The organism is Streptomyces sp. NPDC033178, from assembly GCF_055577685.1.
Map to the genome: position 1 here is coordinate 533,148 of NZ_JBVIPT010000003.1, position 20,587 is coordinate 553,734.

Annotated in this window: 15 protein-coding genes and 1 pseudogene; 10 read left to right on the forward strand and 6 right to left on the reverse strand. The window is 70.6% G+C overall.

Annotated elements, in window-relative coordinates; all coding sequences use genetic code 11:
- Positions 1–543: 543 nt before the first annotated feature.
- Both ACZ5VQ_RS09635 and ACZ5VQ_RS09640 read left to right on the forward strand, forming a co-directional pair.
- Entirely contained in the window at positions 544–2,502 is a 1,959-nt protein-coding gene (locus tag ACZ5VQ_RS09635) for an exo-alpha-sialidase (RefSeq protein ID WP_469104416.1), read from the forward strand.
- 10 nt (positions 2,503–2,512) lie between these two features.
- Positions 2,513–3,748 (forward strand): DUF4185 domain-containing protein, encoded by a 1,236-nt coding sequence (locus ACZ5VQ_RS09640; protein ID WP_469104417.1) that lies wholly within the window; start codon positions 2,513–2,515, stop codon positions 3,746–3,748.
- On the opposite strand, the gene ACZ5VQ_RS09645 is transcribed toward ACZ5VQ_RS09640, so the two are convergent.
- Positions 3,687–4,730 carry a bile acid:sodium symporter family protein gene (locus tag ACZ5VQ_RS09645; RefSeq protein ID WP_469104418.1) on the reverse strand — a complete coding sequence of 348 codons (1,044 nt, stop codon included), beginning with the start codon at positions 4,728–4,730 and terminating at the stop codon, positions 3,687–3,689. The two genes, ACZ5VQ_RS09640 and ACZ5VQ_RS09645, sit on opposite strands and share 62 nt — an antisense overlap.
- Positions 4,731–4,881: 151 nt before the next feature.
- Between ACZ5VQ_RS09645 and ACZ5VQ_RS09650 the strand changes: the two genes are divergently transcribed.
- The 6 genes and pseudogenes from ACZ5VQ_RS09650 to ACZ5VQ_RS09675 all read left to right on the forward strand — a co-directional run bounded on the left by ACZ5VQ_RS09650 (position 4,882) and on the right by ACZ5VQ_RS09675 (position 13,630).
- Entirely contained in the window at positions 4,882–5,748 is an 867-nt protein-coding gene (locus ACZ5VQ_RS09650) for a LysR substrate-binding domain-containing protein (protein ID WP_469104419.1), read from the forward strand.
- A gap of 49 nt (positions 5,749–5,797) precedes the next feature.
- Positions 5,798–6,226 (forward strand): annotated as a pseudogene (locus ACZ5VQ_RS09655) (MFS transporter); the annotation flags it as partial.
- Between the two features lie 234 nt (positions 6,227–6,460).
- On the forward strand, positions 6,461–8,287 hold the full coding sequence (locus ACZ5VQ_RS09660; protein ID WP_469104420.1) for an AMP-dependent synthetase/ligase: 1,827 nt from the start codon (positions 6,461–6,463) through the stop codon (positions 8,285–8,287).
- 187 nt (positions 8,288–8,474) lie between these two features.
- Positions 8,475–9,731 carry an ABC transporter substrate-binding protein gene (locus ACZ5VQ_RS09665; RefSeq protein WP_469104421.1) on the forward strand — a complete coding sequence of 419 codons (1,257 nt, stop codon included), beginning with the start codon at positions 8,475–8,477 and terminating at the stop codon, positions 9,729–9,731.
- 102 nt (positions 9,732–9,833) lie between these two features.
- A complete protein-coding gene (locus ACZ5VQ_RS09670) occupies positions 9,834–12,818 on the forward strand; it encodes an ABC transporter permease subunit (protein ID WP_469104422.1) in 2,985 nt (994 codons plus the stop codon).
- Entirely contained in the window at positions 12,815–13,630 is an 816-nt protein-coding gene (locus tag ACZ5VQ_RS09675) for an ABC transporter ATP-binding protein (RefSeq protein WP_469104423.1), read from the forward strand. Before ACZ5VQ_RS09670 ends, ACZ5VQ_RS09675 begins: the two co-directional genes overlap by 4 nt.
- An 81-nt stretch (positions 13,631–13,711) precedes the next feature.
- On the opposite strand, the gene ACZ5VQ_RS09680 is transcribed toward ACZ5VQ_RS09675, so the two are convergent.
- Entirely contained in the window at positions 13,712–14,500 is a 789-nt protein-coding gene (locus ACZ5VQ_RS09680; RefSeq protein ID WP_362076745.1) for a polysaccharide lyase family protein, read from the reverse strand.
- A gap of 289 nt (positions 14,501–14,789) precedes the next feature.
- On the opposite strand from ACZ5VQ_RS09680, the gene ACZ5VQ_RS09685 reads away from it, so the two are divergent.
- Together ACZ5VQ_RS09685 and ACZ5VQ_RS09690 are read left to right on the forward strand one after the other, a co-directional pair.
- Positions 14,790–15,578: an aldo/keto reductase gene (locus ACZ5VQ_RS09685; protein WP_469104588.1), complete on the forward strand. Its 789-nt coding sequence runs from the start codon at positions 14,790–14,792 to the stop codon at positions 15,576–15,578.
- 346 nt (positions 15,579–15,924) lie between these two features.
- Positions 15,925–16,611: a glycoside hydrolase family 75 protein gene (locus ACZ5VQ_RS09690; protein WP_469104424.1), complete on the forward strand. Its 687-nt coding sequence runs from the start codon at positions 15,925–15,927 to the stop codon at positions 16,609–16,611.
- A gap of 210 nt (positions 16,612–16,821) precedes the next feature.
- Here ACZ5VQ_RS09690 and ACZ5VQ_RS09695 read toward each other — a convergent pair whose 3' ends face one another.
- The 4 genes from ACZ5VQ_RS09695 to ACZ5VQ_RS09710 form a co-directional block, all read right to left on the reverse strand.
- Positions 16,822–17,523 carry an SDR family oxidoreductase gene (locus ACZ5VQ_RS09695; protein WP_469104425.1) on the reverse strand — a complete coding sequence of 234 codons (702 nt, stop codon included), beginning with the start codon at positions 17,521–17,523 and terminating at the stop codon, positions 16,822–16,824.
- A gap of 111 nt (positions 17,524–17,634) precedes the next feature.
- Positions 17,635–18,525, reverse strand: coding sequence for a class I SAM-dependent methyltransferase (locus tag ACZ5VQ_RS09700; RefSeq protein WP_469104426.1), 891 nt, complete (start codon positions 18,523–18,525; stop codon positions 17,635–17,637).
- A 146-nt stretch (positions 18,526–18,671) separates the two neighbouring features.
- Positions 18,672–20,384 (reverse strand): glycoside hydrolase family 6 protein, encoded by a 1,713-nt coding sequence (locus ACZ5VQ_RS09705; protein ID WP_469104427.1) that lies wholly within the window; start codon positions 20,382–20,384, stop codon positions 18,672–18,674.
- Between the two features lie 12 nt (positions 20,385–20,396).
- Positions 20,397–20,546 (reverse strand): hypothetical protein, encoded by a 150-nt coding sequence (locus ACZ5VQ_RS09710; RefSeq protein ID WP_469104428.1) that lies wholly within the window; start codon positions 20,544–20,546, stop codon positions 20,397–20,399.
- Positions 20,547–20,587 lie beyond the last annotated feature (41 nt).

Below are 20,587 nucleotides of genomic sequence, written 5' to 3' on the forward strand. Positions count from 1 at the left end.
CGCCCGGTTCCGACGGCTCGCAGGGCTATCAGGGGCCGAAGGGTGATCCCGGCCCCAAGGGCGAGAGGGCGACCCCGGGCCCGCGTGCCCGGACGGCTACAGCCTCCAGGCGCCCGCCGGCGACCCGGACGCGCTCGTCTGCCGCCGAGGCGGCGGGGCCGCCCCCGCCCCCGCGCCCGCGGGGCTCCTCCCGGTGCCGCCGCCACTGCTCCGACGGAGGGAACTCACCTAGCCCGGCCCGCGTCCTCACCCGCCCGCGGCACCGGGTGTTCCACAGTCTCCGGGCGGGCTCCGAGGAGCACGGGACGGAACCCGCCCGACCGCCGGAACGCGAACCGCCCGACCGCCGAGGGGAGGCGCACACCACCAAGCGGCACCGAGCCCTCGTCCGCCGTGCGCCAACTTCCCCCGGCACGACCCGTGCACGCTTCTTGTGGGGTGCCTGAGAGCCCAAGTAGCGTCTGTGGCGCGCACGTTGGACGTGGGATGTCCAGATGTCCAGACGTATCCAGATGTCCAGACGCATGAAGGGCAGGTCGCACCATGCCGTCAAGCATTCGCGCACGTCTCAGATCCACTGCTCGCGCACGACTCGGCTCCACCCTGACAGCGGTTCTCACCGCGACCGCGCTGCTCGGGCTGCCGAGCACCGCGCACGCCCAACCGGCCGACGGGCCCGCCGAATCCGCGAGGTCCACCGCGGCCAGCCCGGCGTCCACCGCGGCCACCGCGCCCACCGGGTTCGAGCAGCAGGTGCTTTTCAAGGCCTCCCAGGATCCCGGTTACGCCTGCTACCGCATCCCTGCCGTCGTGAAGACCACGAAGGGCACACTGCTCGCGTTCGCCGAGGGCCGGGTGAACGACTGCAGCGACGCCGGCGACATAGACATCGTGCTCAAGCGCTCCACCGACGGGGGCCGCACCTGGGGCCCGCTGCAGGTCGTCAACGAGGGCGCGGGCGACACGCACGGCAACCCCGCCCCGATCGTGGACCGCGAGACCGGCCGTGTCGTACTGGCGGAGACCTACAACACGGGCCGTACGGACGGCCGCAACTGCGATGTGCCGTGCGACCGCACCCCGCACATGCAGCACAGCGACGACGACGGCCGCACCTGGTCCGAACCCCGCGACCTCAGCGACGAGATCCTGCCCGCCCACTGGAACTCCTGGTACGCGACCGGTCCCGTCCACGGCATCCAGCTGACCCGGGGCAGGCACGCGGGCCGGCTGGTCTTCGGCGTCAACACCGAGACCTGGAACGGCAGTCGGGTGAGCGCCAACCACGCCGCGCTCATCGTCAGCGACGACGGCGGCGACCACTGGCGGATCGGGGCGACGGACTCGTGGCCGATCGCGGACGACGGCACGTTCCGGCAGAAGCCGTCCGAGATGACGATGACCGAGGGCGCCGACGGGACGATCCTCGTCAGCGGCCGCGAGCAGGACGGCACCGATCTCGGGCACCGCACCCAGGCGTTCAGCCGCGACGGCGGCAACAGCTTCACCTCGCCCTTCCGTGCGCTGCCCGACCTCTACACGCCCCAGGTGCAGGGTTCCACGCTGCGGCTTGGCAACCGGATCCTGCTCGCCTGCCCCGGTGACCCTGACCGCCGCCGCACGATGATGGTCCGCTCCTCCTACGACGGCGGGCGCACCTGGGACAGTGTGGACCGCGGCACGGTCGTCACGACGGACTGGTCCGGCTACTCGGACATGGTGGGCATCGGTGGCAGCACGGTCGGCCTGATGTACGAGGGCGGGGCGATAGACGCGCGCGACGAGATCCGGTTCGCGCGGTTCACCGAGGACTGGCTGCAGCCCCGCCGCGGCCCGGACCCGACCACCGTCGACCGTGCCCCGCGCGCACCCCGCGCGACGGTCCTCGGCGGGGCCGGGGAGACGGACGGTGTGTTCGGCGGCGCCCTTGAGTTCGACGGCACCGACGACGCCGTACGCCTGCCCTACCGGGACGAACTGCCGCTCGGGACGAAGGACTTCACCGCGTCCCTCTGGTTCCGCTACACCGCCACCACCGGTGAGCAGCCCCTGCTGTGGATGGGCGGGGTCGGCGGCACCCAGCCGCAGGTGTGGCTGCGCGGCGAACCCGCGAGCGGCCGCCTCCAGGGGCTGATCACCGTGCGGGACGGCGCGAGCGCCCCGCGGTCCGCGTCCGTGCGCACGACCGGCGCGTACAACGACGGCCAGTGGCACCATCTGGCGCTGCGCCGCGGCGGTGGACAGCTCACGCTGTTCATCGACGGGGCCTCGGTCAGCACCGCGGACGTGCCGGGTTCCGTGAGCCGCAACGCGCCGTTCGGCGTGCACATCGGGCAGAAGCTGGACAGCCGGGCGCACTTCACGGGCGCGATCGACGACGTCCGGGTCTACGACCGGTCGCTGAGCGACGCCGAACTGACCGGCGTCCGCACGAGCGACGCGCCTGTGACCCGGGACACCGTGCTGTGGCTGCCCATGGACCGGGTGAGCGGCAGCCACTAACGTCCCGGGCGTGCCCGACAACGCACGAGCACGACAGCGCACGGGGACCGGGCTCGGCCTGCTCCTGGCCCTGGTCCTCGGCGCCGTGCTGCTCACCGCCCTCCCGGAGGACGAGGACCGGGAGGGCTCCTGCCAGGCCCGTACGGTCACGTCCTGGGCCGCGGACCGGGACCTCACGGGCGAGTTCGCGCGGTACGGGGACGACGCCTCGCGGGCCGACGACTGGACCGGCGGCGACGGCACGCACTCGGTGCGGCTGCCGGACGGCCGGGTGCTGTGGCTGTTCTCGGACACGTATCTCGGCCAGGTGTACCGCCCGCCCAACCCGGCGGGCGAGTCCTACGCGTGGCGGGACACCACCGCGCCCCTGGTGCGCAACTCGGCCGTGGTCATGGACGGCGGCCGTCTCCAACGGACGCTGCCGGCGCCCCTGTTCGCGGACCCGGCCCCCGGCCAGTGGCGCTGGCCGGTGGCCGCCCGGGTCGAGCCCCGCTCCCCCGGCTCGTCCGAGCAGGTCGTGCGGGTCGTGCTGTGGACCCGTACGACCGGCACGTACCCCTGGATCTACGGGGTGCCGACGGCCACCGAGGTGGCCACGCTCTCCCTGCCCGACCTGCGGCTCGAAGGCATCGTGCAGGTCCTCGACCAGCGGCGGGTCCAGGACCCGGCGAAGCGGGTGCTGTTCGGCACGACCGCGCTGACCGACGACGGCGACTGGACGTACGTCTTCGGCGGCGACGACGCGCGGGCGGCCGCCCAGCCGGCGTCGAAGGCGTACGTCGCGCGCGTGCCCCGGGGCCGGCTCGCGGATCCCGGCGCGTGGCGGTACTGGGACGGCGAGCGGTGGACCATTCCCTCGCTCATGAAGCCCGTGCTGGGCGACGGCGGGCGCAAGGGGGTGGGCAGTGCCTTCACGGTCGCCCGCGACGGGGGCACGTATGTGCTGTTCACGATGGCGGCGGGCGCCGAGGGGCTGACGACCGTCACCTCGTACTGGGCGTGCTCCCCCACCGGGCCCTGGCACGGGCCCGGCAAGGGCTTCAGTCCGCCGCTGCCGGAGCAGGGGGCGGGCGTGGCGGCGTACAACCCGCAGGTCCATCCGACGGTGAGCCGGGGCCGGCTCGTGCTCAGCTACGACGTCAACTGGCTGGACGCGAACGGCGGGGTCTCGGCGCAGGCGAACCTCAGCCGGAACGTGTCCCTGTACCGACCGCGATTCGTGACTCTGCGGCTGGGGCCGGGGTGACGGGCTGTCCGGCCTCGGGGTCGTGGGAGCGGCGTTTGGCGATGACCGCGCAGACCATGAGCTGCATCTGGTGGAAGAGCATCAGCGGCAGGACGGCCAGCGAGGCATGGGCACCGAACAGCACGCTCGCCATGGGCAGTCCGGACGCCAGGGACTTCTTCGAGCCGGCGAACTGGATGGCGATACGGTCCTCGCGGTTGAAGCCCAGCGCCTTGGAGCCGTACCAGGTGATCGCCAGCATCACGGCGAGCAGCACGGCCTCGACCGCGAGCAGGCCGCCCAGGCGCAGCGGGCTGACCTGGTGCCAGATGCCCTGCACCATGCCCTCGCTGAACGCGGTGTAGACGACGAGCAGGATCGAGCCGCGGTCCACGTACCCGAGGACCTTCTTGTGGCGCGCTATGAAGCCGCCGATCCAGCGCCGCAGCAACTGCCCGGCCAGGAACGGCACCAGCAGCTGGAGCACGATCTTGAGGAGCGAGTCCGCGGAGAAGCCGCTCCCGCTGCCGCCGAGAAGGGCCGCCGCGAGCAGCGGGGTGAGCACAATGCCCACGAGCGAGGAGAAGGAGCCCGCGCAGATCGCGGCCGGAACGTTTCCGCGCGCCATCGAGGTGAAGGCGATCGAGGACTGGACCGTGGACGGGACCAGGGTCAGGAAGAGCAGTCCGGTGTAGAGCGAGTGGTTCAGGATCACCGGTTCGAGGCCGCGGGCCGCCAGTCCGAGCAGCGGGAACAGTACGAACGTACAGGCCAGGACCGTGATGTGGAGCCGCCAGTGCCGTACGCCGTCCATCGCCTCACGGGTGGACAGGCGGGCGCCGTAGAGGAAGAAGAGGAAGGCGATCGCCGCGGTGGAGGCGCCGGACGCGACCTCGGCTCCGGTCCCCCGGGCGGGCAGAAGGGCGGCGAGCCCCACCGTCCCGAGCAGCAGCAGGATGTACGGGTCGATCGGCAGCCAGGACGGCCACTTCAGGCGTTTCACGGTGCTCCGTTGCTCAGTCGGTTCGGTGCGGCGGTTCAGTTCGGCGGTTCAGTGCTGGGTCGTGCCCTCTCCATCGTCCTCCTCGGACCCTTGATCGGGAATCCGTCATACCACTCTGACTGTCATCACGAACCGCGATAGCCTGGGGGGTGTGTACGACCCCTCACAGCTGCGTACGTTCCTGGCGGTGGCCCAGACGCTGAGCTTCACGCAGGCGGCCCGGCGGCTCGGGCTGCGCCAGTCCACGGTCAGCCAGCATGTGCGGCGTCTGGAGGACACCGCCGGGCGGCAGCTGTTCACGCGGGACACCCACTCCGTGGAGTTGACGGAGGACGGCGAGGCCATGCTCGGCTTCGCTCGCCGCATCCTGGAGGCGCACGAGCAGGCGGCGGCGTTCTTCACGGGGACGCGGCTGCGCGGCCGCCTGCGCTTCGGTGCCTCGGAGGACTTCGTCCTCACCCGCCTCACCGAGATCCTGGAGGGCTTCCGTCACGACCACCCGGAGGTCGACCTGGAACTGACGGTCGAGCTCTCGGGCACCCTGCACGAGCAGTTGGCCGACGGAAAGCTCGACCTGGTGCTGGCCAAGCGCCGCCCCGAGGACCCGCGCGGCGAACTGGTCTGGCACGACCGCCTGGTCTGGATCGGCGCGGAGCGGCTCCGCCTGGACCCCGAGCGTCCGGTCCCGCTGATCGTGTACCCGCCGCCGGGCATCACCCGCGCCCTGGCCCTGGAGGCCCTGGAACGCCAGGGCCGCGCCTGGCGCATCGCCTGCACCAGCGGCAGCCTCAACGGCCTCATCGCGGCCGCCCGAGCGGGCCTGGGCGTGATGGCCCACTCCCGCGGCCTGATCCCGCCGGGCCTCGTCCGCGTCCCCGACCGCGCCGGCCTCCCCGAACTGGGCGAGGTCGACTTCGTCCTCGTACACGCCAAACGCCACACGGCGGCCAAGGGCGCGGCGGACGCGTTGGCGTCGTCGATCCTGGCGGGCGGAGTCAGACTTCACCGAACTCGCTGAGTCCCCGGGGGGCGCCTCTTCAGGGGCGCGGGGCTGTCACATCATGCGGCTGGTCCTGGTGGGCCTCGGTACGGGTCTGGTGGCGCCGACGCTCGCGGGCGCCGCGCCGGCCACCGTGCGGCCCGAACGCGCGGGCATGGCGGCGGCGCGGTCAACACCTCTAGGCAGCTCGGGTACGCGCTCGGCGTCGCCGTCTTCGGCACGGTCGTCACGTCCCGGATTGCGGGACACCCTTCCGCACGACGCCGCACACACCCTCGCGGGCGGGGGCGCGGAGGCCCTGCGGGGCACCTTCTCCTCGCACACCCTCCACGCGGCCTTCGCATCGGGCCTGAACACGGCAGCCGTGGTCGCAGGTGTGACGGGAACGCTCGCGGGTGCGCTGGTACTGATGCTGGTGCGCGCACCTCGCCGGCGCCAGGAGCCGCCGCTGGACAGCCCCGTCCCGACGGACAGGGTCCCGGCACCGCGCGGCTGATCGGCCCCCTGAAGGGCCCGGCGCATCGTAAGTGGGTCGTACAGATTCCGTGGAGATTACGGGTCCGAAACTTACGGAAGAGTAAGGATTCTGTCCCGGCCTCCCCCCTTGTGGCCGTATTTCAACGGTTGACCAGTGCACACACCCGCCGTCACACCGATTCGGCGCCCCTCCCGCCGCGGGGCATGGTGGGGTAGCTTTCACGGCGCTGTGGAGCACCACAAGGAGCGGGGATTGCGCGAGTTCACCAACCCTCCCCTGGCGTCGGCACCGCCGGTGGGCGGTCTGGCCGATGCCGTGTTCGAACATGCCCAGGAGGATCCGCTCTACATCGCACTCGGCCGCAAGGACGACCAGGGCCAGTGGCGCGATGTGACGTCCGCCGAGTTCCGCGACGAGGTCCTGGCGCTGGCCAAGGGTTTGCTGGCGCACGGCATCCGGTTCGGCGACCGGGTCGCGATCATGTCCCGTACCCGCTACGAGTGGACGCTCTTCGACTTCGCGCTGTGGTCGATCGGCGCGCAGGTCGTGCCCATCTACCCCACCTCGTCGGCCGAGCAGGTCTTCTGGATGCTGCACGACGCGCAGGTGTCGGCCGCGATGGTGGAGCACGAGGACCACGCGATGACCATCGCCACGGTCATCGACCGGCTGCCGACACTGCACAAGCTGTGGCAGCTGGACACGGGCGCGGTGCAGGAGCTGTACGAGGCCGGTGGCCACATCGACGACGAGGTGGTGCACCGGCACCGGCGGGCGGTCACGCCCGAGTCGACGGCGACGATCATCTACACGTCCGGAACGACCGGCCGCCCCAAGGGCTGTGTCCTCTCCCACGCGAACTTCATGTTCGAGTCGGACACGGTCACCGAGCGCTGGGAGCCGCTGTTCCACTCCAAGCGCGGCGACCAGGCGGCCACCCTGCTGTTCCTGCCGCTCGCGCACGTCTTCGGGCGCATGGTGCAGGTCGCGGCGATCCGCGGGCGGGTCAAATTCGGCCATCAGCCGCAGCTCAACGCGGCGGCCCTGCTGCCAGATCTGGCCGCTTTCCAGCCGACGTTCTTCCTCGCGGTGCCGTACATCTTCGAGAAGGTCTTCAACGCAGCGCGCAGGAAGGCGGAGCGGGAGGGCAGGGCGGGCCCGTTCGAGAAGGCCGTCGAGGTCGCCGTGCGCTACGCGGACGCGGCGGAGGCGAAGGCGTGGGGCATCGGCCCCGGGCCCTCGGCGGCGCTCCGGATGCAGCACCAGCTGTTCGACAAGCTCGTCTACTCCAAGATCCGTGCCGCGATGGGCGGTCGCGTCAAGCACGCGATGTCCGGCGGCTCGGCGATGGACCGGCGGCTCGGCCTGTTCTTCGCGGGCGCCGGCGTGCAGATCTACGAGGGATACGGGCTCACCGAGTCCACGGCGGCCGCGACCGCCAACCCGCCCGAGCGCACCCGGTACGGCACCGTCGGGCAGCCCATCCCGGGCACGACCGTGCACATCGCGGACGACGGCGAGATCTGGCTGAGCGGCTCCAACGTCTTCCAGGGCTATCTCAACGACCCGAAGGCCACCGACGCGGCGCTGCACGACGGCTGGCTCGCCACCGGTGACCTGGGCGCGCTCGACGAGGACGGCTATCTCACCATCACCGGGCGCAAGAAGGAGATCCTGGTTACCTCCGGCGGCAAGAGCGTCTCGCCGGGGATCCTGGAGGAGCGGGTGCGCGACCATCCACTGGTCGCGCAGTGCATAGTCGTCGGCAACGACCGCCCGTACATCGCGGCGCTCGTCACGCTCGACGGAGAGGCCGTCGAACACTGGCTGCAGATGCGGGACAAGCCCCAGCTGACGCCGTCGGAGCTGGTCCGGGACCCCGACCTGGAGACCGAGGTGCGGCGTGCCGTCGTCGCCGCGAACACCCTCGTCTCCCAGGCCGAGTCGATCCGCACGTTCCGGATACTGGCCCACCAGTTCACCGAGGAACACGGGTTGCTGACACCCTCCCTGAAGCTGAAGCGCAAGGCGATCGAGAACGCGTACGGCGCGGAGGTCGAGGCGCTCTACCGCGCGTAGCGCGCCCCTGAAGGGGCGCGGGGCTGTGACATCGTGCGGCTCCGCCGCGGGGCGCGACCAGCCACAACGAACCCGCGGTCGACAAGCAAGCAGACCTGACGGCTCATCACATACCGATGCGTCAGATATTGACGCATCGTCAGATCGCACGGATTATTTCGGTCACCCGACGGAGGGGGACCCGACCGTGTCGCGACCGATCCGAACCATCGCCGCCACTGCGGCCGCAACCGCCCTGCTCCTGGCGAGTGCCTGCAACTCCGCTTCCACCACAGGGAGTTCGGAGGCCGGGGATTCCGTACGCGGAGTCTCCGACACCTCCGTCAAGGTGGGCGGCATCGTCTCGATGACCACTGCCAGCGGGTACTCGAAGAAGGACACCGACCTCGGGGCCAGGGCCCGCTTCGACCGCGCCAACGCCGAAGGCGGTGTGAACGGGCGGAAGATCGACTACCTGGGCGCCGAGGACGACGGCCAGGATCCGGCCAAGAACCTCACGGCGGCCCGCAAACTCGTCCAGCAGGACAAGGTGTTCGCGATCGCGCCGATGAGTTCGACGACGTTCTCCGGCGCGGACTTCCTGCAGAAGCAGAAGGTTCCCACCTTCGGCTGGGGCACACTGCCGTCCTTCTGCGGGCCCACGTACATCTACGGTTTCGGCGGCTGCATGGTGCCGATGCCCGGCGGCACCATCTCGCAGACCTGGCCCGAGGGCCTGAAGAAGGTGCTGGGCGGTTCGGCGGGCAAGAGCGTGGCGATCCTCGCCAACGACAGCGACGCCGGGACGTTCGCCATCCGCACGTACAAGCAGAGCTTCGCGTCGGCGGGATTCAAGGTGGCGTTCGCGAAGCCGTCGGTGCCCGCGACCTCCGTGCCGAACGACTGGTCGGCGTACACGAAGGAGATCCTGCGGAGCAACCGCGGCAAGGCTCCGGACGCGATCGTCTCGGTGATGCAGACCCCGTACAACATCGGCCTGTTCACGGCGATCAAGCGCACGGGGTACTCCGGACTGCTCACCGATCCGACCGACTACGACCCCGGGCTGCTCGCGAAGAGCGCGACGAAGAAGGCGCTCGACGGGGTGCACGTCCTGCTGTCGTTCCAGCCGTTCGAGCAGGACAGCCCGGCGATGACGCAGTTCAGGGAGGACATCAGGAAGGCCGCCGGAAAGAACGTGCCTCTGAACATGCACATGATGACCGGCTACATGTCGGCCGACCTCTTCCTCGCCATCGCCGAGAAGGCCGGCAAGGACCTGACGGTGGCGTCCTTCCAGAAGGCGGCGGACGGATTCACGGACACCGGCACGATGGTCGGCGACCGGGCGGAGCCCAAGGGGCAGAGGGAGTCGTTCGGCTGCGGGGCGCTCGTCCAGCTCAAGGACGGGAAGTACGTCGTCTCGTCGCCCTTCAGGTGCTATCCGCCGATCCCCTTCAAGTAGGCGCTACTTCACGTAGGCGCTACTTCACGTAGGCACGACTTCAAGTGGGCGCGGCCGAAGGCGACTTGACGACTCGGGGATTTGGGGATTGGGGGACTCGGCATGGCGGACCTTCTCGGATTCGTACTGAGCGGACTGGTGTCCGGTGCGCTGTACGCGCTGCTCGCCACCGGTCTCGTGCTCTCCTACTCGGCCTCTGGCCTCTTCAACTTCGCCCACGGCGCGACCGCCTATCTCTGCGCGCTCGCCTTCTACGAACTCCACTCGGGCTTCGGCTGGCCCGCCGTACCGACAGCCGTGCTGCTGGTCTGTGTGGCGGCACCCGCGCTGGGCTGGGGACTCGACCGGCTGATGTTCCGCAAGCTGGCGCGGGTGGGCGAGACGGCCCAGATCGTCGCCACCATCGGGCTGTTGGTGGCGCTGCCCGCGCTCGGGCTGTGGATCGTCGAGCTGCTGGAGGACGCGGGCGCGTCGGTGAAACCGGCCGAGAACCAGTTCGGGCTGCCCGGTGTCGGGCCGAGTCCGGCGAAGTCCTGGCAGCTGACGGACGGTGTGGGGATCGACTCGGACCAGTTGATCACCTGGGTCGCGACCGCGGTGGTTGCCGTCGGACTCTGGGTCCTGATGCGGCACACCCCGCTGGGGCTGAAGCTCCGGGCGGCCGTCGACGACCGTTCGCTGGTGGAGCTGCGCGGGCTGAGCGCGGACCGGCTGTCGTCGATCGCGTGGATGCTGTCGTCGGGGCTCGCGGGCCTGGCGGGTGTCCTTGCCACCCCTCTGCTCGGCCTGTCGGCCCACGACTTCACGCTCTTCCTCTTCGTCTCGGCGACGGCGGCGGTGCTCGGCCGCTTCGTCTCCGTCCCGTTGGCGTTCGCGGGCGGGCTCGGGCTCGGGGTGCTGCAGAACCTGGTCGCCGGGTACGCGAACTTCGCCGAGCGGATCACCGGCTTCCGCACCGCCGTACCGTTCCTGATCCTCTTCGCCGGTCTGCTCCTGCTGACCAGACGCAGCCGTACGGCGGGGACGGCGGCCGTGGACGCGCCGCCGGTCGACTATCTGGCGGGCCGTTCCCGGCTTCGGCGGTGGGGACCGTGGGCGGCGGCCGCCGTGCTGATCGCCGTGGCCTTCTACACGGTGACGACCCCGTTCTGGAGCGGCATCCTCGCCCAAGGGCTCGCCCTGTCCCTGGTGTTCGTGTCCTTCACGGTGGTGACCGGGCTCGGCGCGATGGTGTCGCTGGCGCAGGCGACGTTCGTGACCGGGGCGGCGCTGGTGGCGGGGCTGCTGATGAGTCATGGCTGGCCCTTCGTGGCCGCGGCCGCCGTGGGGACGTGCGCGGCGGCCGTGCTCGGTGCCCTGGTGGCCCTTCCGGCGCTGCGGCTCGGCGGCCGATCGCTCGCCCTCGCGACCCTCGCGCTCGCCTTCCTGGCGGACCAAGTCCTGTTCCAGATCGGCTGGTTGAGGAACGGCGACACGGGGTGGTCGATCCCCCGGCCGGTCTTCGGTCCGGTGGATCTGAACGACGACCGGGCGTTCGGTGTCGCGCTGCTCGTGCTGGTCACCGCCGCCGTCGCCGCGCTCAGCGCGCTGCGCGGCTCGCCGTCCGGGCGGGCCATGCTCGCGGTGCGCTCGGCGCCCGCGGCGGCGGTGGCCTCCGGGGTGTCGGTCGTCCGGACCAAACTGGTCCTGTTCACCCTGTCGGCCGGGCTCGCGGGCTTCGGAGGCGTGATGTACGCCTCCTACAACACCCGTGTCACCGCTACCGACTTCACCGCGATGACGGGACTGATCTGGCTCGCGGTGGTCGTCGCGGCGGGCCTGCGCCGCCCCCAGTTCGCGGTCGTGGCCGGGCTCGTCTACGCCCTCGTACCGCACCTCGTCTCCGACTACGTCACCGAGTCCGTCCACCTCCCGGTGATCCTCTTCGGCCTCGCGGGCCTGGCACTGGCGAACGACCCGGACGGGTACTGCGCGGCGGTGTCGGTGCGGGTGCATCGGAGGCGGTTGGCGCGTGGGGGCCCGGCCGAGGCCGGTGCAGAGACATCGATGGGTTCGAGGGCGGAGCGGAAGACATCGATGGGTACGAGGGCGGAGCCGAAGAGGAGTCCAGCCGGCGTCGCCGAGGCCGGCGCCCCGTCGGCGGCGCCCGCCTCCCCCACCGAAGCGACGCCCGCCCTCGAACTCCGCGCCGTCCGTGCCGGATACGACGGCGCGCCCGTCCTGCACGGGGTGGACCTGGCCGTACACCCCGGCGAGATCGTCGCGCTCCTCGGCCCGAACGGTGCCGGGAAATCGACGACATGCCGTGTCGCGGCGGGCCTGGTCGGTCCGCTCGGCGGCCAGGTGTACGTGGCCGGGCGCGACGCCACCCGCGAGGGAGCCGTACGCCGGTCGCGCGCCGGGGTGGTCCTGGCACCGGAGGGGCGAGGCATCTTCCCGGCGCTCACCATCGAGGAGAACCTCGCCCTGTATCTACGGGAGAAGGACCAGCGTGAGGCCGTGTACGAGCGGTTCCCCGGCCTCGCCGGACGACGTGGCGTGCCCGCCGGCTCCCTCTCCGGCGGCGAACAGCAGATGCTCGCCCTCGCGCCGCTCCTCCAACGCCCCCCGAAGGTCCTGATCGCGGACGAACCGTCCCTGGGCCTCGCCCCGCGCATCGTCGAGGAGGTGTTCCGCCTCCTCACCGAACTCCGCGACACCGGAACGGCGTTGCTCCTGGTCGAGGAGAAGGCGACCGAGGCGCTGGGGGTCGCGGACACCGTCGCGTACCTCGCGCAGGGGCGGGTGACGTGGTGCGGCCCTCGGGCATCCGTGGAGACGGCCCGGCTGACGGAGGCGTATCTGGGCCTGGCGGCCGGGCCCGAAGCGGGTACGGGTCCCGAAGCCGGTCCCGCCCCGGGTTCCGAGGCCGGTCCAACCCCGGGTCCCGAAGCCGGTCCAACCCCGGGTCCCGAAGCCGAGGCCAGCCCCGAACCCAGCCCCGGCCCCACCCCCGATCCCGATTCCGGTTCCGGTTCCGATCCAGGCCCCGCGTCCCCCGTGAATCCGACCATCCCGTCCCAGACACGGGGAGGGGTCCGGCCATGAGCAGCACCCCCGTGCCCCCCGTACGCCCCGAGCACCCCGTGTCCCCCGCCCTCCAGGCCACCAGCATCGGCGTCCGCTTCGGCGGTGTCCGGGCGCTCGACGACGTGAGCCTCACTCTCCGTCCCGGGGAGATCTGCGGGCTCATCGGCCCCAACGGTGCCGGAAAGACGACGCTCTTCGACGTGCTCTCCGGCATCCGGCGCCCCGACGAGGGCCGGGTCCATCTAGACGGATCGGACGTCACCCGACGCTCCCCCGTATGGCGCGCCCGCCACGGTATGCGCCGCACCTTCCAGCGGCAGCAGCTGTTCGGCCAGCTCACCGTGGCCGACAACCTGGTCGTGGCCCAGGAGTGGCGCGGCGGCGGAGGCGGACTCGCGGCCGATCTGCTGGCGTCCCCGACACGGCGTACCTACGAGCGGGACCGCCGCGCCCGGGCGGCCACCGTCCTGCGCGCCTGCGGGCTCGACGACCTCGGTGACGCCTACGCCGGCGCCCTGCCGGTGGGCCGGGCCCGCATGGTCGAGCTGGCGCGGGCGGTCGCGGACCCGCCCAGGGTGCTGCTGCTGGACGAGCCCGCGTCCGGGATGACGGCCGACGAACGCCGTCAACTGTCGTCCGTCGTACGCCGGCTCTCCGACGAGGAAGGCTGTGCCGTCCTCCTCGTCGAGCACAACGTCGCCTTCGTCATGGAACTGTCGGCCCGGGTCGTCGTACTGGACCTGGGCCACGTCCTCGCCGAGGGCACCCCCGCCGAAGTGCACGCCGACCGGCGGGTCCGGGACGCGTACCTGGGCACGACCACGAACTGACGGCCCGCACCCGCCCCCCGGCCACCCACCCACACGAGCCACCGACCCGATCGGCCCGCGCGAGCGGATCACACCAGCGGCTCACACCAGCTGGTAGCCCCGCATGTTCGAGAGCAGGAGATAGCAGTCCTGGAGGGAGCCGGAGGTGTCGCCGAGGGAGCGGTAGATGCCCCACTTGGGGCGTACGCGGTCGGCCAGAAACGTGTCCACGCCCGTACGTGACGCGTCGACGACCGTCGTCGAGCCGTTCTTCAGGATCCAGCGGACGGAACCGGCCGAGCCGTTGCCGACCTTGATCTGGAAGTCGACGTCGATCCACTTGTTGTGCAGGGGTTCGAGGTTCGTGCGGCCGACGAGGATGTCCTCCTCGAACAGCTTCAACTCGATGGTCTGCACGCCGCCCACTCGCCGGAGCGACTGCACGACGATCGGCGAGCTGCCGGTGCCCGGCTGCTTCATCTGCATGATGTGGGTGAAGGTGGTGGTCGCCTTCAGGGAGCTGGGGATGTACATCGAGTACGTCACCCGCCAGGTCTGGCCCTCGGTCCACTTGAGGTAGTTGCTGCCGGAGCCGTTGCGCAGGCCTGTGACCTCGTGTCGCTGACGGTCCGTCGACGTGTCGCGGTCGACGGTGTGCATGTTGAACCGCCAGTTGTCGCCCGTGGCGAAGATGTGCGGGGAGGCCGCCGGGTGCGAGTCCGCGCGGTCGTCCTCCAGGGTCTCGAAGGCGCCGAGCCCGTTGGTGCGCGCCGACGGGGACCACTTCAGCTGCCAGGACGCGGCGGGGGCCGCGAGGGCGGGTGGACCGACGGCCGCGGCGGCCACGCCGCCCAGTGCCGCGCCGAGCAGGTTCCTTCGTGTGGGGGTCATGGGTCTCTCATTCTCGTCGTCGGGTTTCTGAGTTCACATACGTGCACCCCGTTCACCAACATGCAGAAGAGTCCCCGTACCGACAGGACGCGGTCAATGGTTCGGACCTGCGAACCCGGGTAGGTTTCCGGCCAATCTCCGATTCGCTCGGCGCACGCACAGGGCCGGAAAGCGGGACAGGAATGCACGACGGCCCGTGATCGTTGACGATGGGAGTACCACCCGACGACTGAAGGATCGAGAGCTCGTGAGCAAGGTCCCCCCGATCATCCTGAACAACGGCGTCGAGATGCCCCAGCTGGGCTTCGGTGTCTGGCAGGTGCCGGACGACGAGGCGGAGCGGGCGGTCGCCACCGCGCTGGAGGCCGGGTACCGCAGCATCGACACTGCGGCGATCTACGGCAACGAAAAGGGCACCGGCAGGGGCCTCGCCTCCTCCGGCGTCGCCCGCAAGGACCTCTTCGTCACCACCAAGCTCTGGAACGCCGACCAGGGATACGACTCGACGCTGCGCGCCTTCGACGCGTCCCTGGAGAAGCTCGGCCTCGACTACGTCGACCTGTACCTCATCCACTGGCCGATGCCGGCCAAGGGGAAGTACATCGACACGTTCAAGGCCTTCGAGAAGCTCTACGCGGACGGCCGCGCCAAGTCGATCGGTGTCTCCAACTTCCTTCCGGAGCACCTGGAGAAGCTGATCGAGGCGACGTCCGTCATTCCGGCGGTCAACCAGATCGAGCTGCACCCGCACCTCCAGCAGCACGCGTCCCGCGAGTACCACGCGGAGCAGGGCATCGCCACGGAGGCCTGGTCCCCGCTCGGTTCGGGCAAGGGCCTGCTGGAGGTCCCGGCGATCGTGGCCATCGCCCAGAAGCACAACCGCACGCCGGCCCAGATCGTCCTGCGCTGGCACCTCCAGCTCGGGAACGTGGTGATCCCCAAGTCCGTGACCCCGTCCCGGATCAAGGAGAACATCGACGTCTTCGACTTCTCCCTCGACACCGAGGACATCGCCGCGATCAGCGCGCTCAACGAGGACCGCCGGGTCGGCTCGGACCCGGCGAACGTCAACGACTGACCGTACGGTCGCAGGACCCGCGGCACCGGAAGCCGTCGCCCGACATGCTCGGGCGGCGGCTTCGTCGTGTGGTCGGGGCTTCCTTGCATCCCGGTCTCCTGGCCGCCGGGCCGCGGGCGGGCGGGGGCTCTGCCGACACGGTGTCGTGGATGCGGCGGGCGGGTGAGACAAGGCGCGGCATCCTCGCCGACGGGAGGGGGATCGGTCAGGCTCGCCCGAGTACCCGTTCAGCGAACACACATATGCCCGTCGATGTCCCCCTCGTCCCCGTCGATGTCCCCCTACACGTCGGATGCACGTCGCCCCGCCGCGTGACGTCCCCAAGGCCCAGAAGGGTCCTCCCACAGTGCGCACTCGAACACTGACCCTCGCCGCCGCAGCCGCCGGCACCGCGCTGCTCGCCGCCGCGGCCCTCCCGGCGGGCGCCGCCCCCGTACAGGCTCCGGGGGGTACGGTCACCGCCTCCGACCTGCTCGCCGAGATGACGTCCTGCTCGCAGATCTCGAACGGCAGGTACAGCCTCGACGTGGGGGCACCGGCCACCGTCCCCGTGTGCGGCATGAACGGCGCGGTCTTCTGGAAGGCCGACATGGACATCGACTGCGACGGCCAGGTCACCACCGAGTGCAACAAGCGCACCGATCCGTGGTTCCAGGACCAGACGGCCTTCCACCAGTCCGACGGCAGACCGCTCAACTCCGAGGAGCTCCCCTACATCGTGGTGCCCGGCCCCAGCGGCATCTGGAACTACACGAGCTCCGGCATCAGGGGCGGCAGCGTGGCGGCGGTGATCCACGGCGACGAGGTCCAGTACGCGGTCGTCGGTGACACCGGCCCCACGAAGATCATCGGCGAGGCCTCGTACGCCACCGCGCGGGCCCTCGGTATCAATCCCGACCCTGCGACCGGCGGCGCGGCCTCGGGAGTCACGTACATCGTCTTCACCGACTCCCGGATCTCCCCCATCGAGGACCAGGAAGCGGCGGCGTCCCTCGGCGAGGCGCTCGCGGAGCAGTTCCTTGAAGACAACTGAGACGAGCACGACCGAGAAGCGACGAACCGGCGGGTCGGCGGGTTGGCCAGTCGTCGGGTCGGCGGGTCGGCGGGTCGGCGAGCTTGACGAACCGGTGAGCTGACGGAGGCCGGTCCGACCGCGAATCCCGCCGCGGCCGGACCGGCCTCTCATGCCCCCCCGACTCGGACCGGCCCGGCGCGACTGCTCAGACCGGCGTGGAGCCGCTGCTCAGACCGGCTGGCCGATCGGCCGTACGACGACGGTGTTCACGTCCACCCCGCTCGGCTGCCGGATCGCCCAGACGACCGACTCGGCGAGCTGGTCCGAGGTGAGCAGATGCCCGGGCGGCAGGCTGCCGTAGCTGTCCCAGAACGGTGTCTCCACCCGGCCGGGCGAGATCAGGGTCACCCCCACGCCGTACTCGGTGACCTGCCGCCGGGTGTTCTCGGCGAGGCCGGTCACGGCCCACTTCGTCGCCCCGTAGATGTTGCCGGGCCCGTGGATATGGCCCGCGACGCTGCCGACGAGCACGATCCGCCCCCGCGTCTCCTTCAACTGGTCGATCGACGCCCGGATGAGCAGCGCTGGACCGAGCACATTGGTCAGCACCATGTCCCGCCACCCGGCCGGATCGCCCTCGGCGACGGTGTCGTGCGTGGCGTACCCGGCGTTGGCGACGACGGTGTCGAGCCGGCCGAACTCCTTCACCGTCGCCTCGACGGCCGCCTGGACATGGTCGTAGTCGGCCGCGTCACCCCTGATCGTCAACAGCCCCTCGGGCTTGCCAAGTTGTTCGGCGAACCCGCGCAGCCGATCCTCCCCGCGCCCCGTCACCGTCACCCGGTGCCCGGCGTCGAGCAGCTGACGCGCCACCGCCGCACCGATCCCGCTGCCGCCGCCGGTGATCAGCGCCACTGGTGAGTCACTCATACGTTCCCCCAAGCCGTGTCCGTGTCGTGTCCGTCACGAAGTGCCCGGAGTCCATCACTTGGAGAGCACTCGATGTCAACACACCCAGGCGAGTGCGCGCCGCGCGAAGCGCTAGGCCTTCACCCCGACATACACGGTCATCGCGGCGAGCAGGAACACATCCGGCCGGTGGTACACGCTCGCCTTGTCGTCCGCGTCGAGAAGCCGGTCGAGCACGGCGAGGTCATCGGCCTCAAGGCCCTCCGCGAGCCCGGTCCGGCGATGGCCGAGGCTGGTCGCGACAAAGGCGCGCCCCTCCTCCGACAGCGGCGCGGGCAGATCGAGCAGGAACGTACGGGTCGCCGCGTGCCGCAACCCGACGGCCGTCAGCAGTCCGGCCCAGTCCTCGGTCTCCTCGGCCGCCCCCGGCAGCTCACGGCGCATCCGTGTGAACCACTCCTGCTCGACCGCGTCCAGCCGGGACTGCAGACCGGGCCGCCCGATACCGATGTCGCGCGGAAGGTAGCGCGAGGGCAGGCCGCCCTCCAGCAGCGCGAGGACCCCGCCGGGCGCGAGCCGCTCGGCGAACCCGGCGAGGGCGGCCCGCTGGTCGCCGACGTGGTGCAGGGACCGGCTGGCCCAGAGAAGGTCGGCCGGGTATTCCAAGTCGCCCAGTCCGTCGCCGAGTTCGGCCTCCAGCGTGCCGAAGCGGTCAGCGATCCCGAGGCGGGCCGCACGGGCGCGGGCCGCCTCCAGGAGGGGCCCGGCACCGTCCACGGCGACGACCCGCGCCTTGGGAAACGTATCGGCGAGCAGACAGGAGATGACACCGGGACCGCTGCCCGCGTCGACGATCATCTCGGGTTCCGGCTGCCGCTCCCGCAGCCAGCCCGCCGCCTCCGCGTAGAGCGGCGTGAACAGCTCGGCCTCCTGCTCCAGCATCGGAAGCATCTCGGCGAAGTCGATGTGGGTGTGCGTGTGACCGTGACCCTGTTCGTCGTGCTGCCCGTGGTCGTGTGCCATGGTTCCAAGCCTCTCGTCCGGGATACGGACAGCGTGCTACCACCTCCCCAGAACAGCCACTCGCCTTGCCAGAACAGCAAAGAGTTCCCCACGCCCCGACAGGGGCGCGGGGAACCGCGCAACGCGACCCCGCGCTCAGCGCAAGGTCACAACGCCGGATACGCGTTCTTCATGAGCTCCTGGAACTGCGCCGAGAACCAGTGCCCCGACAACGGCGCGTTCGGCAGCGCGCCCGACATGTTGTTGTTGTTCCGCGGGTTGCCGGTGTACGTCGGGTCGCACATCCGGTCGAAGCCCTTGCCCTCGTCGTTGGGAATGGCGGTGCTCGACCCGTCCGACTCACCCGGCGGCTTCATCCACACGTACGCGTCGATGCCGGTCGCCGGTGAGGCCTGCGGCCGTTCGCCGAGACCGGCGCCCGACTGGTTGCACCAGTTGCCGAGGTGGATACGCCGGTCGTAACGGCCCCCGTCGACGTACGTGTCGACGTTGGTCGTCGCCCCGGGACCGGTGGGCCTGGCCGTGCCGCCCCAGCCGTTGCGGGAGGTGTCGATCAGCATGCCGATCCCGGACGGGAAGCCGATCGAGACCAGTTGGTTGCGCATGGCCTGCGCGTACGACTGCTCGTCGACGTACCGGTTCCAGTCGATCCACTTCGACGTACGGACCGACGCGCCACCCACGGAGTCGTTGATCGTGAAGTGGTTCTCCTTGAGGGCGCTGTAGTTGGCGGTGTTCACGATGAAGCCGTGCACATCGGCGACGGTCGCGCCCTCGGCGGTGGCCGCCTCCTTGAACAGGGCGGCTGAGGGCGCGAAGTTGTCGTCCCAGCCGAGCCAGCCGTGGTGTCCGGCGTCCACGTAGTTGTAGACGTTGGGCGCGTCGCCGAGCTTGTTCAGCGCGTAGCCGACGCCCTTCACGTAGTTGCCGTTCGCCTTCATCGTGTCGCAGTTGGCGGTGGCGGTGACGCGCGGCGAGACGTTCGTGACCAGATTCGGCAGCGAGTCGATCTCGACGGTCGTGACGATCCGCAGACCCGCGTACTTGGTGTCCTTGAGGATGGCCGCGATCGGGTCGATGTACTGGGTCTTGTACTTGTCGATCTCCGTCGGGCCGAGTTCGCCGTTGGAGGCGAGGGCCGCGCAGTCACGGCCCGGCAGGTTGTAGATGACCAGCTGGACGACCAGCTCGTCGGAACCCTTCTGCGCCAGCGCCGCGTCCAGGTGGGCGCGCAGGCCCATGCCGCCGTTCACACCGTTGATGGCGGCGATCCGGTCGAGCCACACGCCGGTCGGCTGGTTGGCGATCCGGCTGCCTCCGGTTTCCGCGGTGGCCTTGGCCTTCCACTCCGGGTTCACGTACACCTTGGCGCCCGCGTACGGGTTGTCGACCTTGGCGCCCGGGGCCGGCGGGTCCGTGGGTCCGGGGCCGCTGCCACCGTCGTCGACGTTGCAGGTCACGCCGTCCAGGGTGAACGTGGTGGGCAGCGCGTTGGTGCCGCTGTAGGTGCCGTTGAAGCCGAAGCTGACCGAACTCCCGGTCCCCAGCGTGCCGTTGTAGCTCTCGTTGGCCGCGGTGACGGCGGTGCCGCTCTGGCTGAGCTTCGCGTTCCAGCCGCTGGTGACCTTCTGGTTTCCGGCGTACGACCACTTCACGGCCCAACTCGACTTGGCCGCGCTGTTGTTGGTGACGGTGACCGCGGCGGTGTAGCCGGAGTCCCACTGGTTCTGCACCTTGTAGTCGACGGTGCAGGGAATGGCGGCCACGCCGGCATCCGGGGGGATCGCCGCGACGGCGGCGCCCGCGGTGCCGGCGACCAGCGCCACCGCCGCGAGGATTGCTGTTCTGGTACGGCTCATGTGCGGGGTGTCCTATCCGTCTAGGGAGCGCGGACGTTCGCGCAGCCCGATGCCGTACGACGGCGCGGGAATGCCGTCGTCATGGGGGATGAGGGTGAGCTCGGAGCACTCCACCGGGCAGGCGGGCGCGACTCCCGAAGCCGTGCAGCGACCGACACGCATGCGGTGTCCATGACAGAGATCCGCAGCGCCGGCCACTAAAA

Excerpts from the sequence above, each read along its gene's own strand:
- ACZ5VQ_RS09635 (WP_469104416.1), top strand. The coding sequence starts at position 544 with ATGCCGTCAAGCATTCGCGCACGTCTCAGATCCACTGCTCGCGCACGA.
- ACZ5VQ_RS09695 (WP_469104425.1), bottom strand. The coding sequence starts at position 17,523 with ATGAGTGACTCACCAGTGGCGCTGATCACCGGCGGCGGCAGCGGGATC.
- ACZ5VQ_RS09685 (WP_469104588.1), top strand. The coding sequence starts at position 14,790 with ATGCCCCAGCTGGGCTTCGGTGTCTGGCAGGTGCCGGACGACGAGGCG.
- ACZ5VQ_RS09675 (WP_469104423.1), top strand. The coding sequence starts at position 12,815 with ATGAGCAGCACCCCCGTGCCCCCCGTACGCCCCGAGCACCCCGTGTCC.
- ACZ5VQ_RS09670 (WP_469104422.1), top strand. The coding sequence starts at position 9,834 with ATGGCGGACCTTCTCGGATTCGTACTGAGCGGACTGGTGTCCGGTGCG.
- ACZ5VQ_RS09700 (WP_469104426.1), bottom strand. The coding sequence starts at position 18,525 with ATGGCACACGACCACGGGCAGCACGACGAACAGGGTCACGGTCACACG.
- ACZ5VQ_RS09680 (WP_362076745.1), bottom strand. The coding sequence starts at position 14,500 with ATGACCCCCACACGAAGGAACCTGCTCGGCGCGGCACTGGGCGGCGTG.
- ACZ5VQ_RS09710 (WP_469104428.1), bottom strand. The coding sequence starts at position 20,546 with ATGCGTGTCGGTCGCTGCACGGCTTCGGGAGTCGCGCCCGCCTGCCCG.
- ACZ5VQ_RS09705 (WP_469104427.1), bottom strand. The coding sequence starts at position 20,384 with ATGAGCCGTACCAGAACAGCAATCCTCGCGGCGGTGGCGCTGGTCGCC.